Origin of the sequence: Ruminococcus sp. AF17-12 (assembly GCF_003479245.1) — a bacterium.
Taxonomy (GTDB): Bacteria; Bacillota; Clostridia; order Lachnospirales; family Lachnospiraceae; genus Blautia_A; species Blautia_A fusiformis.
On record NZ_QUGY01000007.1, the window covers coordinates 84,860 to 103,147 of the forward strand.

The 18,288-nt window shown below is 45.4% G+C and carries 17 protein-coding genes; 1 reads left to right on the forward strand and 16 read right to left on the reverse strand.

Annotated elements, in window-relative coordinates:
- Positions 1-54 precede the first annotated feature (54 nt).
- The 4 genes from rny to uraA form a co-directional block, all read right to left on the reverse strand.
- Complete coding sequence (gene rny, locus DWW77_RS09415; RefSeq protein ID WP_021650814.1) at positions 55-1,614, reverse strand: ribonuclease Y; 1,560 nt, start codon at positions 1,612-1,614, stop codon at positions 55-57.
- Between the two features lie 293 nt (positions 1,615-1,907).
- Positions 1,908-2,396 carry a regulatory protein RecX gene (locus tag DWW77_RS09420; protein ID WP_015526987.1) on the reverse strand — a complete coding sequence of 163 codons (489 nt, stop codon included), beginning with the start codon at positions 2,394-2,396 and terminating at the stop codon, positions 1,908-1,910.
- A gap of 3 nt (positions 2,397-2,399) precedes the next feature.
- Positions 2,400-3,452 (reverse strand): recombinase RecA, encoded by a 1,053-nt coding sequence (gene recA, locus DWW77_RS09425; RefSeq protein WP_118608590.1) that lies wholly within the window; start codon positions 3,450-3,452, stop codon positions 2,400-2,402.
- 264 nt (positions 3,453-3,716) lie between these two features.
- Complete coding sequence (gene uraA / locus DWW77_RS09430) at positions 3,717-4,967, reverse strand: uracil permease (RefSeq protein ID WP_022426696.1); 1,251 nt, start codon at positions 4,965-4,967, stop codon at positions 3,717-3,719.
- 188 nt (positions 4,968-5,155) lie between these two features.
- Here uraA and pepT point away from each other — a divergent pair, with 188 nt between their 5' ends.
- The gene (gene pepT, locus DWW77_RS09435) at positions 5,156-6,382 is read left to right on the forward strand and encodes a peptidase T (RefSeq protein WP_118608631.1); all 1,227 of its coding nucleotides are present in this window, start codon (positions 5,156-5,158) and stop codon (positions 6,380-6,382) included.
- A 183-nt stretch (positions 6,383-6,565) separates the two neighbouring features.
- Here the strand turns inward: pepT and DWW77_RS09440 are convergent, their stop codons facing one another.
- The 12 genes from DWW77_RS09440 to DWW77_RS09495 form a co-directional block, all read right to left on the reverse strand.
- Positions 6,566-8,191 carry a putative polysaccharide biosynthesis protein gene (locus DWW77_RS09440; protein WP_118608591.1) on the reverse strand — a complete coding sequence of 542 codons (1,626 nt, stop codon included), beginning with the start codon at positions 8,189-8,191 and terminating at the stop codon, positions 6,566-6,568.
- 15 nt (positions 8,192-8,206) lie between these two features.
- Entirely contained in the window at positions 8,207-8,881 is a 675-nt protein-coding gene (gene ung / locus DWW77_RS09445) for a uracil-DNA glycosylase (RefSeq protein WP_118608592.1), read from the reverse strand.
- Positions 8,882-8,902: 21 nt separating this feature from the next.
- Entirely contained in the window at positions 8,903-9,661 is a 759-nt protein-coding gene (gene hisF / locus DWW77_RS09450) for an imidazole glycerol phosphate synthase subunit HisF (RefSeq protein WP_021976885.1), read from the reverse strand.
- 2 nt (positions 9,662-9,663) lie between these two features.
- Positions 9,664-10,296 (reverse strand): imidazole glycerol phosphate synthase subunit HisH, encoded by a 633-nt coding sequence (gene hisH / locus DWW77_RS09455; RefSeq protein WP_021976886.1) that lies wholly within the window; start codon positions 10,294-10,296, stop codon positions 9,664-9,666.
- A gap of 146 nt (positions 10,297-10,442) precedes the next feature.
- Positions 10,443-11,960 carry a sensor histidine kinase gene (locus DWW77_RS09460; RefSeq protein WP_118608593.1) on the reverse strand — a complete coding sequence of 506 codons (1,518 nt, stop codon included), beginning with the start codon at positions 11,958-11,960 and terminating at the stop codon, positions 10,443-10,445.
- A complete protein-coding gene (locus tag DWW77_RS09465; RefSeq protein WP_021976888.1) occupies positions 11,957-12,637 on the reverse strand; it encodes a response regulator transcription factor in 681 nt (226 codons plus the stop codon). The genes DWW77_RS09460 and DWW77_RS09465 overlap by 4 nt, the downstream gene beginning before the upstream one ends.
- A gap of 249 nt (positions 12,638-12,886) precedes the next feature.
- Entirely contained in the window at positions 12,887-13,753 is an 867-nt protein-coding gene (locus tag DWW77_RS09470) for a phosphatidylserine decarboxylase (protein WP_021976889.1), read from the reverse strand.
- A complete protein-coding gene (locus DWW77_RS09475; protein ID WP_021976890.1) occupies positions 13,750-14,433 on the reverse strand; it encodes a CDP-alcohol phosphatidyltransferase family protein in 684 nt (227 codons plus the stop codon). Before DWW77_RS09475 ends, DWW77_RS09470 begins: the two co-directional genes overlap by 4 nt.
- 26 nt (positions 14,434-14,459) lie before the next feature.
- Positions 14,460-15,476 (reverse strand): lysylphosphatidylglycerol synthase transmembrane domain-containing protein, encoded by a 1,017-nt coding sequence (locus tag DWW77_RS09480; protein ID WP_118608594.1) that lies wholly within the window; start codon positions 15,474-15,476, stop codon positions 14,460-14,462.
- Positions 15,476-16,174, reverse strand: a complete 699-nt coding sequence (locus DWW77_RS09485) for a phosphatase PAP2 family protein (RefSeq protein WP_118608632.1) — start codon at positions 16,172-16,174, stop codon at positions 15,476-15,478. Before DWW77_RS09485 ends, DWW77_RS09480 begins: the two co-directional genes overlap by 1 nt.
- Positions 16,175-16,498: 324 nt before the next feature.
- Complete coding sequence (locus tag DWW77_RS09490; protein WP_015526977.1) at positions 16,499-17,146, reverse strand: L-rhamnose mutarotase; 648 nt, start codon at positions 17,144-17,146, stop codon at positions 16,499-16,501.
- 206 nt (positions 17,147-17,352) lie between these two features.
- Complete coding sequence (locus DWW77_RS09495; protein ID WP_118608595.1) at positions 17,353-18,276, reverse strand: AEC family transporter; 924 nt, start codon at positions 18,274-18,276, stop codon at positions 17,353-17,355.
- Between the last annotated feature and the right edge of the window lie 12 nt (positions 18,277-18,288).

The window sequence follows — 18,288 nt, forward strand, 5'->3', positions numbered from 1 at the left end:
AGCTAAAAAGCTGTCCGGCCTTTGATATTTCCAGAACTTTCTTCCATTGAAAGCTTATTTTGCGTAGTCAACCGCTCTGCTTTCACGGATCACATTAACTTTGATCTGTCCAGGATACTCAAGCTCTGCCTCGATCTGCTTTGCAATATCTCTTGCAAGGAGAACCATATCTGCATCACTTACATGATCCGGCACGACCATAACACGAATTTCTCTTCCTGCCTGAATAGCAAAAGATTTCTCTACACCCTTGAATTCATTGGTGATATCCTCAAGCTGTTTCAGACGATTGGTATAGGTTTCCAGGGTCTCACGTCTTGCTCCAGGTCTTGCTGCGGAAATTGCATCAGCAGCCTGTACAATACACGCGATCAGAGATTCCGGCTCCACATCACCATGATGAGACGCAACCGTGTTGATAACGATCGGGGACTCCTTGTATTTCTTGCAGAGATCCACACCGATCTGAATATGAGAACCTTCTACCTCATGGTCAATGGATTTACCAATGTCATGAAGAAGTCCGGCACGCTTGGCCATACGCACATCCACACCAACTTCTCCTGCAAGAAGTCCGGAAAGCTGTGCAACCTCAATTGAATGTCTCAGAGCATTCTGTCCATAGCTTGAACGGAATTTCATACGTCCAAGAAGCTTCAGAAGTTCCGGATGGATTCCATGTACCCCTACATCCATGGCAGCATTCTCACCGTCTTCCCGGATCTGTGCTTCCACTTCTTTCTGGGCTTTCTCTACCATCTCTTCAATTCTTGCCGGATGGATACGTCCATCCACGATCAGTTTCTCAAGAGCCACTCTGGCGATCTCTCTCCTGATCGGATCAAATGCAGAGAGTACCACTGCCTCCGGTGTATCATCAATGATCAGATCCACACCGGTAAGTGTCTCAAGTGTACGGATATTACGGCCTTCACGACCGATGATCCTTCCCTTCATTTCATCACTTGGAAGCTGTACCACAGAAATCGTTGTCTCGGAAACATGATCCACTGCACATTTCTGAATGGCATTGACTACATATTCCCTGGCTTTCTTATTGGCATCTTCCTTGGCTCTGTTCTCAAGCTCTTTATAGAGTCTTGCAACATCCACCTTTACGTCATCTTCTACAGATTTCAGTAATTCTTCTTTTGCCTGTTCGGAGGTAAGACCTGAAACTCGTTCCAGTTCCTGTACTCCTTTTTCCTCAAGTTCATTTACTCGTTTTTCTTTTTCTTGTAACTCGTTAAATTTCGCTGTACATTCCAGCTCACGCTTCTCCACTGCATTGGCTTTTTTGTCAACAGATTCCTCTTTTGACAAAACTCGCTTCTCGTATCTCTGCAGCTCGTTTCTCCGTTCCTTGGTTTCCCTTTCCAGTTCATTTTTAGTTCGCAGAGATTCTTCCTTTACTTCAAGTAAAGTTTCACGTTTCTTGGTCTCTGCTGCTTTCAATGCTTCATCAAGAATATTCCTTGCCTTATCCTCTGCTGTACCTATGATTTCCGCATCCTTGCGTACTTTCTTGTCAACAGCAACCTTGCAAGTAACAGGAACTGCAATAAGTAGCGTGACTACCACAGCGACAATAACACCGATAATTGTGCCTGCCACAGGAGCACCTCCTTATTTAGTTTTCATTGTACAAATACAACAATACAAGTTTAGCTGTTTTTCACATTTATGTCAAGTTTTTCTCATGAAAAAGCAGATTTTGGTTAGCATATATAAACTGGCTCTTTTTCTCCGCAGAGTTATTGTTACTGTTCACTCCGTTCTCAGTAACACGCTTTGCGATGCACAGAATTTATGCTGATCGCATAAATTCGCGCGGTATGTCTCGGGTTTTCTGTGACCTTCGCTCACAAAAAACACCTCGCGGGACATTACCAGTGAACAGTAACGAGTTATTCCATATCACGGTTCACCCGGATGTTCATTTCTTCCAGGGTATGGGAAATATCCTCATACCGGAACGCTCGTCTGGCCAGATATCCATACAGCCTTCGCATCTGTCCTTCATCAAGCTCTGTGTCCGGCGCATATTTCTTCTCGATCGTCCTGCGTAATACCTCCCGCTCGTCCGGTTCCATAAGCTCTTCCATCTCATTCCAGGCATCCAGGGCAGTCTGACGGTCCACACCCTTTAACTGAAGTTCCGAGAGGATCTTCTGACGGCTCCTGGTTTCCATGCGGAAGGAGATATAGGTTCTGGCATAACGGGCATCGTTGATATACCCATAGGACTTCACATAAGCAATGGCATCTTCTACTGCCTCCGGTGAAAATTCAGCCTGACGGAGTTTATCCGTCAGGCCTTTCTCTGTGCGGTCCATATGTTCCAGAAGCCGCATGGCTTTCTTTCTTGCACGGTTTTGTTCTTCCAGATCCAGCATGGATTACTCTTCCTTCTCTGTATCTTCTGCCTGTACTGCTGCTTCTGCTGTCTCATCTGCCGGATCCAGATGATAATGTACACGAACCTTCTTCTCGATCTCATCGCGGATCTCCGGATGCTCTCGCAGGAATAATTTGGCATTCTCACGTCCCTGTCCGATCTTATCCCCTTCATATGCATACCAGGCTCCGCTCTTGTTTACGATGCAGCATTCTGCAGCCAGATCCAGGATATCTCCCTCTCTGGAAATACCGGTTCCGAACATGATATCAAACTCTGCCTGCTTAAATGGCGGAGCCACCTTGTTCTTAACTACTTTCACACGGGTGTGGTTTCCGACCATCTCACCACCCTGCTTCAATGTTTCCACACGGCGTACATCCATACGGACAGATGCATAGAATTTCAGCGCACGTCCACCGGTTGTAGTTTCCGGATTGCCAAACATCACTCCAACCTTTTCACGAAGCTGGTTGATAAAGATCACCACGCAGTTGGACTTGCTGATAACAGCCGTCAGTTTACGGAGTGCCTGTGACATCAGACGGGCCTGCAGACCTACATGGCTGTCTCCCATATCTCCTTCGATCTCAGCCTTGGGGACCAGGGCTGCAACAGAGTCCACGATCACGATATCCACAGCACCGGAACGTACCATAGTCTCTGTGATCTCCAGCGCCTGCTCTCCGTTATCCGGCTGTGAAATATAAAGGTTGTCGATATCAACACCTATACTCTTGGCATAAACAGGATCAAGAGCATGCTCCGCATCGATAAATCCTGCGATTCCGCCTCTCTTCTGCACTTCAGCGACCATATGTAAGGCTACCGTTGTCTTACCACTGGACTCCGGTCCGTAGATTTCCACGATACGTCCCTTAGGAACACCACCTACACCAAGGGCGATATCCAGGCTTAAGCATCCTGTGGGAACTGCCTCCACCTGCATATGGGAACTGGAATCTCCAAGCTTCATGACAGAGCCTTTACCGAACTGTTTCTCAATATTTCCAAGAGCCGCTTCCAGCGCCTTCTGCTTCTCTTCACTGATCATTATGTAATCTCCTATTCTTTATTCTCTTTCTAATCAGGTTTCCTTTAATTCGAACCTTTGTTCGTGTTTTCTGTATTACATAGTATTATAAAACGGAATGATTGTCAATAAGATACTTGAAAATCCCTTTGTTTTTTTGTTGACAGGATCTCTGAAAATCCGACAAAAGGCTTCCCATACATGATTTCTTTTTCCTCTCTGAACGCAAAAAAGCAGATAAAAAGATTTCCCTCTTCATCTGCTTTTTATGCAATATATTTCCTGTCACTGATCGTTGGTCAGCTTCAGTTTGTCCAGAATATAGAATACAAGGCTTAATGCCATGGCAACCACACATGCCAGCACCATACCGGTAAGCTCAACATTTCCAAGCTTCAGGGCAATTCCGGAAAGACCTACAACAAAGACAACGCTTGTCAGCGTCAGATTTCTGGACTTGCTGTAATCCACGTGATTGTCAACCAGCATACGAAGGCCGGAGGTTCCGATCATTCCGTAAAGAAGGAAAGAAATCCCACCGATCACCGGACCGGGAATGGTACTGATCAGGGCTGCCAGTTTACCAAGGAAGGAACAGCAGATAGAAAGCACTGCCGCACCACCGATCACCTGTACACTGTAAACCTTTGTCACTGCCATGACACCGATGTTCTCACCGTAAGTAGTTGTCGGCACAGAACCAAGGCATCCGGAAACTGTGGTAGAGAAGAAATCCGCAAACAGGGATCTGTGGAGACCCGGATCTTTCAGAAGATTTCTTCCAACGATCTTTCCAGTTACGATCTGATGGCCGATATGCTCGGAGGTTACCAGAAGCAATGCCGGAAAGATCGTCATAATGGCCTCAAAATTAAATTTCGGAGATGTAAAGTTGGGAAGAGCCAAAAATGCCGCTTCCCTTACCTGTGTAAAATCCAGAAGCCCGCATGCACCTGCTGCCACATATCCCACAATGATCGCGATCAGGATCGGAATAACAGAAAGGAAGCCCCGGAACAGGATCTGCCCGAATACCGCAACTCCAAGTGTGACCAGAAATACGATCACATTCTTCGGATCTACCTTCTCGTCCAGAAGTCCTGCCGTACTTGCTGCATTTCCCGCAAGTTCCAGACCGATCAGTGCCACTACCGGTCCCATTGCCGCTGTAGGAAGCACGATATCGATCCAATCTGTTCCGCACTGGCGGACGATCAATGCCACGCACATACCAGCAATACCCAGAACAACGAACCCACCAAGGGCATACTCATATCCATACTTGCTGATCACCAGAAGAGCCGGTGAAAGGAAGGCAAAACTGGAGCCCAAATAAGCCGGTGCCTTTCCTTTTGTGATGAAAATAAAAAGGAGTGTTCCCACACCATTCATCAGAAGCACAATAGCCGGACTGATACCAAAAAGGAATGGCACCAGTACGGATGCTCCGAACATGGCGAACATATGCTGGATACTTAACGGTATCAGCATCTTTGCAGGTACTTTTTCTTCGACCTGTATGATTCTTTTTTCCACTCTCAAATCCTCCTGTTTTTTATTATCTCACAGATTATAGCACAGGTTTTCACATCGTGGGAGATTTTTTACATAAATATGCAGGTATTGTGTGTTATACTGTTATTATCTCCGTAAAAACAGGCGGATTCCATAAATACAGCTGCCGTCTGTTCCGGAAGGAATTTTTCAGAAAGGAATATTCTTCTATGAAAGCATACCAACGACTTCTATCCTATGTAAAAATATCCACACCCAGCAATGAAGAAAGCTCTTCTTCCCCCTCTTCCCAGTGCCAGTTTGACCTGGCCCGGCTTCTTGTGGAGGAACTGAAAGGCCTTGGGATCTCTGATGTGTCTCTGGATGAACACTGTTACGTTTATGCACATCTTCCTGCTACAGAAGGTCTGGAGCACTGCAAAGCACTGGGCTTTATCGCTCATATGGATACGGTTTCCGATTTCTGCGACCATGCAGTCACACCGGTGGTCACAGAAGATTACGATGGAAAAGAGCTTCCTCTCGGCACAAGCGGCAGAACTCTTTCCCCGGAAATGTTCCCCCATCTTGCTTCACTTGCCGGGCGTACCCTGATCACCTCAGACGGAACCACGATCCTAGGCGCAGACGACAAGGCCGGCATTGCAGAGATCCTCACTGCGCTGGAGCATATCCTTACGGAAAAAATACCTCACGGACCTCTCTGCGTTGCTTTTACTCCGGATGAAGAGATCGGCATGGGACCGGCCCACTTTGATGTAAAAAAATTCGGTGCGGATTATGCATATACCCTGGACGGTGATACGGAAGGCGAGATCCAGTACGAAAACTTTAACGCCTGCAGTGCAAAAATAACCTTCCAGGGTGTTAATGTACATCCCGGTTCTTCCAAAAATACTATGATCAACGCAGCCCTCGTTGCCATGGAATTTAACTCCATGCTTCCGGCGGCAGATACTCCCAGGAATACAGATAATTACGAAGGATTTTTCCATCTGTGTTCCATGAAAGGAGATGTTTCCCAGGCTGAGCTTCAGTATATTGTCCGGGATCACGATGCCGCTTCTTTTGAGATCCGTCAGAAAACGCTCACACATATCACGGAGATCCTCAATGAAAAATGGGGGGAAGGTACCGTAACTCTTACCATCACCCAGCAGTACCGCAATATGAAAGAGATCATCGATACCTGCCCATGGCTGATATCTCTGGCTGAGGAAGCCTGCCACAGCTGCGGTGTCACACCGCTGATCCTGCCTATCCGCGGCGGCACAGACGGTGCACAGTTAAGCTTTATGGGACTGCCCTGCCCGAATCTCGGAACCGGCGGACATGCCTATCACGGGCCTTATGAGCATATTACAGCAGAAGGAATGGATGCCGCTGTGAACGTTACTCTGGAGATCATAAGACTGTTTTCACAGAAAAAAGCCTAAAAGGAATCCATTCTTCAAAAGCCTGCATTTCCAGAGACCTGATATAATAAAAAAATACTCACAGATCCTCCGGCTGGAAATCTGCCGGAACAAATCTGTGAGTATTTTTTCCTGTGCTAACTGTGTTCACTTTGAGTTCTGCACCGAATAACTGTATTGCCGTTTACTGATCGGACTTACAGATCAGATGATCTTCATCATTCTCGCCAGCTTCTTCATATATCTTCCACCAGGCATCATACCCAGTTCTTCTTCACCGGGCTTGCTTACAAACAGATATACAATAAAGTATACAACTGCTGCCAGGATCACGGAAATACCTAGGCAGATCACATTGGAATGGATCAGTGCATACAGACCGTAATACACCACTCCCGCAACAACCCCCATCGGGATAGATGCAAGGAACGGGCTTAAATAAGCACTTCTCCATGGATTCTTATAGCCCATATATTTCTTGATGGAACGATCGTTGAGAAGACACATCACAACTGCATAAACGATCTGGGCGATGACAATGGTATAAACACCAAGATTGGTAAATACCAGAAGCAGGGCCATGGCTATCACATCTGCCACCAGTGCAATGGCTGCATGGATCATCGGGAGCTTCGGCTTGCCGATTCCCTGAAGTACACCGTTGGTGATATTGGAGTTGCCATTCAGGATAATGGTGATTCCTCCCAGGATCAGAAGCTGTCCGCCTACGCCATTGGTTCCCGGGAAGATCAGTCTCGTGATCGATCCGGAAAGAACTGCAAGGCCTACTGCCGCCGGAATGGAGATCAGCATACTGATCCATGTGGCACGGTCTGTCTTCATATTTGCACCTTCAATATCGTGCATTGCATAATGCGCGGAAACCTCAGGGATCATAGATGTCGGTGCTGTACTTGCCAGGGTAAGCGGGATATTGATCAGCGTCATATAATATCCGTACTCGGAATACAAGGTCTGGATCACGTCCTTGGCAGCACCCTTGATATCCATGATACCGGAATACATATAGCTGTTGATATATCCGTTTACATTATAAATAAAAGCACTGAGAATGATCGGCATGATGATGAGCACGATATTACTCATTACATGACCCATACTCTCATTTACAGAATGGCGGTCATTGACGATCCTTTTCCGGATGATCTTACGGTTTACCCCATAAACGATCAGCATAAAGATCAGCGCGGAAGCCACACCTGCTCCGGTACCCATGGTAGCACCTGCCGCACCCCAGCGATGGACCAGATCCATATCTCCTGTTGCGGAAAAATGCTGGATAAATACATGTGACATCAGAAGCGCAAAGGTTGCCACAAAGATCTGCTCAATGATCTGCGAGATCGATGTAGGCATCATATTGCGGTATGCCTGGAAATATCCACGGAATACACCGCAGAGACCGGACATGAAAATTGTGGGCGCAAGCATCTGCAGTGCCAGACGGGCGTTAGCCATACTGTCCGGAACCAGGATTCCTGCACCAAATACACAGATCAGCGCCACGATACCGCCGGCAACTGCCGCATAGATCAATGCACCGTAAAATACCTTCTGTGCATCCTTATATCTGTGAAAAGCGATCTTCTCCGCCATGATCTTGGATACAGCCTGAGGAATACTGAAGGACGCGATCATCAGCAGAATAAAATATACATTCTGTGCAAACTGGAAAAGTGCAAAGCTCTGACTTCCCAGTGTAGTTGAAAGCGGACTCTTGTACAGCATTCCGATGATCTTGGAGATCAGCGCCGCAACCATAAGAAAAGATGCGTTTTTCACAAGTGTGTTATCATTTTTTTTACCCATTTTACTTTCCTTAACTTAAATATTCTCAATCTGCCAGTCAACAGGTTCTACCCCATTGGCTTTCAAAAATTCATTAGCCTTGCTGAAATGCTTGCATCCGAAAAATCCCCGGTAGGCAGAAAGGGGACTTGGATGTGGTGCTTCCAGGATCAGATGCTTCGGATTATGAAGCATGGATGCCTTCATCTGAGCAGGCCGCCCCCAGAGAAGAAACACGATCGGGCGATCCTCCTGGTCCAGGATCCGGATGGCCGCATCGGTAAACTGTTCCCAGCCGATCCCTCTGTGGGAATTGGCCTGATGTGCACGTACAGTCAGCACTGTGTTCAAAAGAAGCACGCCCTGCTTTGCCCATTTTTCCAGATTACCGTTGTTTGGGATGTAACATCCCATATCATCCTCAAGTTCTTTATAAATATTCACCAGGGATGGCGGTGTTTCCACACCTTTTTTTACGGAAAAACAAAGCCCGTGGGCCTGTCCGTCATTGTGATAGGGGTCCTGTCCCAGGATCACAACCTTCACCTGATGCAGCGGCGTAAAATGAAACGCATTGAACAGATCTTCCGGAGGCGGAAAAATCTTTCTTGTTCTGTATTCTGTCATCACGGTTTTATAAAGTTTGGCATAGTAAGGCTGGTGAAACTCACCTTTCAGCGCCTCCTGCCAGTCTCCCGCTATAGGAGCCATATCCTTCACCTCTCATCCAACTTATCTTCTCACGGAAATTCCTTTTTCCGCAAGGTAATCCTTCACTTCCCGGATCTCCAGTTCTTTGTAGTGGAACAGAGATGCTGCCAGTGCCGCGTCTGCTCCGCCTTCAGTCAGTGCATCATAAAAATGCTCCAGAGTTCCGGCACCACCGGAAGCGATCACCGGAATGGAAACCGCATCTGCAACAGCTCTTGTAAGTTCAATATCATATCCTGCCTTGGTTCCGTCACAGTCCATGCTGGTAAGAAGGATCTCACCTGCGCCAAGTTCTTCCACCTTCTTTGCCCATGTAAGAGCATCGATACCGGTATCCAGTCTTCCGCCATGTTTGTAGATATTCCAGCCGCCATCCGGCCTTCTCTTGGCATCAATGGCAACTACCACACACTGGCTTCCGAATTTCTGTGCAGCCTCATGGATCAGCTCCGGGCGGTCGATGGCTGCGGAATTTACAGAGATCTTATCTGCACCTTCACGGAGAAGTTTCCGGAAATCATCCACAGTACGGATTCCTCCACCTACGGTAAAGGGGATAAATACATTGGCAGCAACAGCTCTTACCATATCTACCACCGTATCACGCTCTTCACAGGAAGCCGTGATATCAAGAAAAACAAGCTCGTCCGCACCGGCTGCGTCATAAGCTTTGGCAATTTCCACCGGATCTCCGGCATCTTTCAGATCAACAAAATTCACGCCTTTTACTACACGTCCTTTATTTACGTCCAGACATGGGATAATTCGTTTTGTAAACATGATTATGCCTCCTCCTTTCCGGTGCCTGCCTCAAGTGCCGCAAAATTCTCAAGGATCTTCAAGCCCCACCGGCTGCTTTTTTCCGGGTGGAACTGGCATGCAAATACATTCCCCTTCTCCACAGATGCGTGAATACATGTACTGTACTGCGTGGTGGCTTTCACGATCTCTTCATCTTCTGCCTGAAGATAATAGGAATGTACAAAGTAAACGTATGTGTTTTCTGGAATATCTTTAAATAATCTTCCGCTGTTCTGAAGATGCAGGGAATTCCATCCCATATGCGGGATCTTCAGTCCCGGGCTTGGCGGGATCCGTAAGATCTTTCCCTTCAGGATTCCAAGGCCTTCCACTCCCTGAGTCTCATCACTGCTCTCAAAAAGCAGCTGCAGTCCAAGACAGATTCCAAGAAACGGAGTTCCTTTTTCCACGATCTCATGTATTACCGGAACAAGTCCGTACTTATTGAGATTCTCCATAGCATCGCCAAAACTTCCAACACCTGGAAGAATTACTTTATCTGCTTTCAGAAGCACCTGGGGATCTCTTGAGACGACAGTCTCCTGTCCCAGATACTGAAGTGCTTTTTCCACACTTTTTATGTTTCCTGCATCGTAGTCAATGATTCCTATCATAATAATGCTTCCTCCTGCTCTTTTGTATCTCGATATTCCTCTCTCACCTTCGATTTACATTGATTTAGTATAACGCAAAAACAGGCGGTTGCAAAGACTTTTCTCTGCTGCCGCCCGTTTTTTCGCATTATCACACTAAAGTTTCATTATTTCCGATCCAGGGTAAACCAGAATTCCACCCCATTGTCAAAGTTCTGCACGCCGTATTCCTGGTTCATGCTTTCCATGATAGCTTTTACAATGGACAGACCGATACCGCTTCCACCGTATTCCCTGGTTCTCGCTTTATCAACTTTATAAAATTTATTCCAGAGATTTGGCACATCTGCCTCAGGGATCGGAGTTCCTGTGTTAAATACACTGATCTTCACACGGTTATCCTCATCCTGAAGTTTGATCTCGATCTCTTTCTCACCATCCAGATGATTCAGGGCATTGCTTACATAGTTTGTCACAACCTCTTCGATCTTAAACTCATCGGCCCATACATAAACCGGCTTCTCCGCCTCAAAGATCACGTTTGCCTCTTTCTGTCCGATCATGATATTCATGGTCTGGAGCACACCCCGGATCAGGGATACGATGTCAAACCTCTCCATCACAACTGCGTCTTTACCAGATTCCAGCTGATTCAGCGTAAGAAGATTTTTTACCAGCTTATTCATCTTGGAGGCTTCATCCATAATAACGTCGTAATAGAACTCTCTGCTCTCAGGGTCATCGGAAATGTTTTCTTTTAAACCTTCTGCATAGCCCTGGATCAGCGCGATCGGAGTTTTCAGCTCATGGGATACGTTATCCAGAAATTCTTTTCGCATCTTGTCGATCTTGATCTTATCCTCAATGTCCCGCTGGAGTTCATTGTTTGCGGATTTCAGTTCACTGATGGTTGTTTCAAGCTGTGAAGACATCCGGTTGAAATTATCCCCCAGAACATCGATCTCATTGCCTACTTTGCTCTCATATTTTGCCTCAAAATCAAGATCTGACATTTTTTTTGAAAGATCTGTCAGTTCGCTGATCGGGCGGGTGATCCGTTTCGTCACCAGCATGATCATAAGACCACTCACTACAATAATCGCAAGTCCAACCGCAAAATAAAACTTATTGGAAATGTTTGCGCTCTCACGAATGCTCTCAAGTGGTGTCCTTATAATAAAATAATGTTCATCATCCAGCTGTCCCCAGCATTCCACATAATCCATTCCTGCAAAACGGTCATGAGACTGCTGGATCGTATAATTGTCTCCCTGTTTCAGAGTCCGGCTCTTGTCCCCATCCTCATCCAGATCGTAGACATATCCGAACAGTTTGCTTTGAAGCATTTTTTCATTTTCGCCCCAGGAAAGCCAGCTGGTATTGCTGCTGTCAATGATAACCCAGGAAAGATTGTTTCTGGAGCAGGCTCTCTGGATCTCATCAGGGATACTCTCCGAACCTTCGGAGCTGTCACTGTTCATCATCTTGTCAATGTCTGTATTTTCCAGCGTTGTACGGAGATCAAGAAGTACATCGATTTTTTTTGTCACATAATATTTTTCAAGGAAAGCTCCGTTGATCACGGTGATAGTCAGAATGGACAAAAACAGCAGTCCGATAAAATATGCGGTGATCTGATGGCGTAGACTGTGGATTTTTTTTAGTTTTTTTTCTGGCTTTTTCATTCTCCTACCTCAAACTTGTAACCCATACCCCAGACTGTCTTGATGTACTCTCCTTTGTCGCCCATTTTACTTCTCAGTTTCTTTACATGGGTATCAATGGTTCTGGCATCACCAAAGTAATCATAATTCCATACAGAATTAAGAATTTTTTCTCTGGAAAGGGCGATTCCCTCGTTTTCCAGAAAATAAGTCAGAAGCTCAAATTCCTTGAAGCTTAAATCCATCGTTTTACCGTCCACTGTTGCCTGATGTGCTGCCTTGTCGATGACAATACCGCCTGCGGAAAGTACCTCATCCGGGTTGCTCTGTCCGGTTCTTCGAAGGATGGCTTCTACACGTGCCACCAGGATCTTTGGACTGAACGGTTTGGAAATATATTCGTCTACGCCAAGTTCAAATCCCAGAAGTTCATCACGTTCATCCCCTCTTGCTGTCAGCATAATGATGGGAACTTTGGAATTCTTACGGATCTCACGACATACTTCCCAGCCGTCCATCTTCGGCATCATCACGTCCAGGATCAGCAGTGCAATGTCTTTTTCTTTATAAAAAATATCCATGGCTTCCTCACCGTCACCGGCTTCCAGTACCTGGAAATTCTTTTTGATAAGGAAATCTTTTACCAGTTTTCTCATTCTGCTCTCGTCATCTACTACAAGAATCTTTAATGCGTCCATTCTATCTTCCTCCGTTTCTCAAGTGCTGTTCCGGACAGTTATTTTCAGTCCGAAATGCTCTGTGTTATCCCACTTTCACAGAAAACAGATTTCTTCTCTGCTTCCCGTTCATTCTAAAGCGGATCTTCCCGTTCCGCTTTGCTATATGCTCATAATATATCACAGGTTTGTGTTGTGTGTGTGAACGTAATTTCATTTTTTAAGAAAATTTTGTGTAAAGCAAATATAAAAAAGAGAACCCTTTCACTTTCAAAAGGATTCTCCGATTTTTTCTCCCATAAGTACTCTTGTTTCCATTCCTGCCTGTGAATTTTTGAGGATATCTTCATCTGGCTTTACCGCATTTTTTTCGGTGATCAGCACAATGGTGGAACCACCGAAAGCAAAATTGCCTTTTTCCTCTCCACGTTTCACAGATGCCCTTCTTGGCCGGTTTTCGATCTTCCCCACAAAGAGAGCGCCTACTTCCATCATCAACATCGTGCGGAAATTTTCTGTTTTCAGAAGGGAATATTCCCGGCTGTTTTCTTTATAGATAGGATAGGCATCATTTGCCACAGGGTTGACTGTATGCAGAATCCCGGGGATTCTGATACGCCGGGACTCTGCTGCATTGTCCGGATAAATATATCTGTGATAATCCTGGACACAGAGACGAAGTACCCACACATAGCCACCCTGATATCTTTTCCCAAGGGAAGGGTTCCTTAAAAGTTCCTCCACTGTATATCGGGTCTGTTTGATATGAAGACAGGCTTTTTCATCCACAGGATATACACTGGCCCGGCAGTCACAGGGACTGATAAAATGCCCAGGTTCCATATCGATCCTGCGGGCACCCTCCCGGATCTTTCTCTTGAAAAAATCATTGTAGGAAATATATTTCCGCGTTTCATAATCACTCATATCCAGATGATTGAGCCGGATAAACGGTTCCACTGCTGCTGCCGAAATCCTGGAATCCAGAAGCTTTCCCACAACCGTGGAAACAGCCGGGGTAACCAGCGGCCGGATCATCATACGCCCGGCCACAGAACCGTAGATTTTTTCCAGCAAATTATTCTGAAAAGAATCTTCCTTTTTAATGTTTCCCTTTCGGTCTGCCGTCCGGATCATAAATTACCGCCTCTTTCCATGGAAAGTTTATAGAGATAATTGAATTTCCACCATCCCTCATTATAGAAAAGAACCAGAAGGACTGCCACTGCAACTACCGCAACGATGATCACCAACTCCCGGTTGGTTGGCTTACGGAATTTAAAATCCAGGATAAACAGAAGTCCTACTGCCAGCATTGTGATATGGAGGAGCACCACAAACCATTTATACTCCGGAAAAAGCAGGGAAACCACAAACAGAAGTGGCAGGATCACGGACATGGATGTGATGGGAAGTCCCTGATAATATTTCCGGTTTTCGGAGGTTTCATTCTGGCGTTTTTCTTCCATAACATTGAAATATGCCAGACGGATCAGGCCTGCAAGACCGTAGAACAGAAGAATGGCAATTCCGTAAATATGATACATGCCAAGCTTAAATCCCAGCACAATGGGAAGGATTCCGAAACAGACAATATCCGCAAGAGAATCGATCTGGATCCCGAAGCACTTCTCTTCCTCCGTTCTGTTCTTCTTGGTTCGCGCAATCTTTCCGTCAAACATATCACACAACCCGGAAAATGCCAGACAGCACACTGCTGCTGAAATATGGTCCGTCACAGCGCAGAAGATTCCGATCATGGAAGACACTACGCTTATGTAAGTCATTATTACCGTGTAATCATAAAATCCTATCATTTGCACACCTCATTTTTCTCTTTCAATTACTTTTTTCCAATAGTCAGCTGGGCCACCACTGTAAACGCCGCACTGATCAGAAGCTCCCCATAATATCCAAGCCCTCTGCTAAGTACCATTCCCGGAAGCAGCAGTCCCCCGAACACCGGGCTGAAAATATTAAGGAACAGCGTCTCACTGATTCCCATTCCTCCCGGAAGCGGCAGCATATCCACAGATACCGAGATCACGGCCTGGAGAAAAAGGATCTCCCAGAATCCGGTGCCGTGAAGTCCAAAAGCCTGATATACAAACCAGGTCACCGCAAACAGTGCCATACGCTGGATAAAAGTGATTCCAATAACTTTAACGATCACAAAAGGATTATTCTTCAGATATGCCGCAGTATTTCGGTAAGTATCCATGGAATCTTCCAGTTTTTTCAGACGCCCATCTTTTTTCTTCACCAGATGAAGTCGTTCCAGAAGTTTCATTCCCTTTACCATGATCGCTTTTGCCAGAAGTGGATGGAACACCAGGATGGTCATAAATGTAACGCAGAAAATATTCAGTGCCAGTCCCAGGTAAAACACCGGCAGGATCCCTTCCAGATATTTATGGAGAAATCCCCTTCCGAAAATTGCGATTCCAATACCGATCACCACAAGTACCAGTTTATAGGTGATGGTTACGATCATCAGAATTACCGTTGACACCGGAATGGAAATCTTTTCTTTTTTCATGTAGTAGATCTGCATGGGCTGTCCGCCACTGGCGGACGGTGTGATACAGCTGAAAAAAAATCCCACGGAAGAGAACAGAAAACAGGTTCTCTTTTTCAGCTGGATTCCACTGGATCTCATCATGTACCAGATGATGATGGATTCTCCCCAGATAAAAAACGCTACCAGTGCAATTCCCGGAATCAGCCACCGTTTGTCAGCCCTGTGTATGGCATTCATCATGGAAGACAGGTCTTCTCCGTGAAAAACGCCGTAGATAGTCAGGGCAAAAACTACTGCCAGGAACACTCCGTTAAATATGATCTTTTTTCTGCTCTTCATCACTTGACACCTTCTGTATAGCTGTTGATCTTCTTTTCAATTTTAGTTCCAAACCGTTCATAAATATGCCAGAGTTTTGTTTTCTGTCCCAGAATAAAGCATACCTGAGCCAGGATCACACCACCTGCCACATCCACAAGTACATGCTGCTTGGTAAAAATGGTAGACAGAAAAACCAGCACAGCCAGTGTAAACGATACCCCCTTATACCATGTCGGAATTCTTTTCTGATCCTTGATCCCCAGAAAACAGAACCAGCTTACCAGACAATGGATAGATGGAAACAGGTTATCTGCCGCATCAATGGAATACAGCCAGCCGGCCAGCAGATCCCAGATTCCGTTTCCTTCGATCACCGGTCTTGTATTGGTAGTGGGATATGCCAGAAATATGATCAGACACACACAACGGGATATAATATCCGCAGTAAAAAAACGGTAAACCTGTTCCCGCTCCTGCCTTGCCGCAAGGATATAATTCACTGCCCAGAATACATAACAGCCAAAATAGATAATCAAAAACTGCGGCACAAATGGGAGCCGCAGATCAAGATTACTTTCTATATTGTGATGATACCAACCGCCTGCGATCGCCCTTGAACCGGAATATACAAGACAGTTAAATACAAATGAAAAAACAAGGGGAAAAAGCCCGTACGCAGGTACGATCCCTGTTACATATTTCCAAAAACATTTCATAAATTCACGCCTCATTATTTTATTAATATCAGGAATAAAACATATTCTTCTCCTGCTAACATCTGCTAGTCACAGTATAACAGTCGGGGCGTATGGTTTCAACTAAATATGGAAAGTTTAAGAATTGTTAAGATTTGAGTTCAGTTATTTTTTCTTTTTTGTTCATACTTTTTTCAGAATGACGTCACAGAATGACCACAAAATATGAGTATATTATTAGATGTGCAAAGGGTACTACCTTTGATAACACTTTTTTCTTTTTCATACTGCCGGGGCTACCTCCAAACAAAGCCCCGGCCTCCTTCCTTTTTATTTTCCCATTTTTTAATTATGCCATGCAAGACGTACACTGGATGGATGTACTTCTTTTGTCATCCAGTCCACATCGTTGGTGATCCAGTCCATGATCCCGAGCTGGCGTGTCTCCCATGCGATGGTTGCCTCTCTTGCTTCCGGTGTTTCTTCCACTTCCATAGTTGTGTCGATCTCATCATATCCAAAAATATATCCGCCTGCACTCCAGATGCTGAAGTTGCTGTCCGGGCCCGGATCTATTGTTTCGCCTCTCTGCGCCACAAGTCCGTCATGACGGGCTTTATATTCTTCCTCACAGCCGTCTTTTAATTTTGTCATGAACATTCTGTGGCGGATCAGCTCTTTGTTTTCTCTCACAACACCAAAATTATGATACATCAGGCGCATGTCTTTTCCAGGAGTAGAGATCCAGGTAAAGGTATCTCCGATCTTTTCAGTCAATGCTGCCTTTACTTTCTCCTCTTCCGGAGAGATCACCTCTCCGTCTGCATTTTCGTAATATCCGAAGATCAGGTCTGCCGCATTCCAGATGCTGAAATTATGGATGCCGTTACGGTCAAGATATGCAGTAAGCTCCGGCCAGATCTCGCCTAAGGTCTTACGGTAATCATTCATTTTTCCTTCTTTTACTTTCATTGCAAAAGCATGTCGTTCCATTTATGCTATCCTCCTGTTTTGATGATCCTGTGCTATGTTTTCCACTATGAGCAGATATAGTTCTTCTGCCCTCATATGATTTGATTCTATCACTTTTATTTTGTTTTTACAATTATGAGGGCAGGATTTCCGATCACTGTTCACAGGTAATATCCGCAAAGCATGTTGCCTGACACAAAGTTATCCGTAACGATTCCCTGAGATGCTCAGGCAAGATACAACATGACCATCAGTGGCATGGTTATGATACTTACCAGCGTTGTCATTACATTGATGGTGCTGGCATAGACCGGGTCCTGATCGTAGAGCTGTGCCAGCTGTACAATCGTTGTTGCCGACGGTGTGATCACTGCCATCAGACTGATAAGCAGAATGGTTTTTCCATCCTTTACCATTGAAGCCAAGGGCAGATACTTCAAAAACAACAGTATGAGCAGTGGAGTCACCACCATTTTCAAGATCGTGATCAGATAGATCCTGGAATGGCTGAAAATATCTTTCCATTTTACCTCCGTCATGGTCATTCCAAGCATGATCATACATACAGGTCCCAGGGTGGCTGAAATCTGGCTCATGGTGTTTCCAAGGATCACCGGCAGTCTGATCTGCGTGAAGAACAGAACGATTCCAAGGATAATAGCGATCAGATTGATGTTGCAGAGGATTTTTTTCCAGTTGATGCCGACCTTCGCCTCCATCAGCGACTGTCCGTGGGTCCACATCAGGATCATCTGCACACTCAGGAAAGCACTGGCATAGATCACCCATTTTTCACCAAGAACTACCGTTACAAGAGGGATCACCAGATTTCCGGAATTGGAATAGATGATGGATTCTTTTTCTACCACACTTAATTTCAGTGGCTTGCCGATGATCTGTACAAATACCAGAAGAAAAATATGGATCAGGATGGCCGCTGCCACTGCCAGAAGGAAGCCATTCCGGATGCTTCTGGAATATTCGATCTGAAAAGCATTGATCATTACGCAGGGCATGATGATGTAGATACAGATGACTGAAAGTGTCCTGCTGCTTTTTGCATCGATAAGTCCGCATTTTACCACTGTAAATCCACAGGACATCATCAGAAAAAATACGATGATCTGCTGCAATAATTGTAAAGTTATCATTTTTTCTCCCCT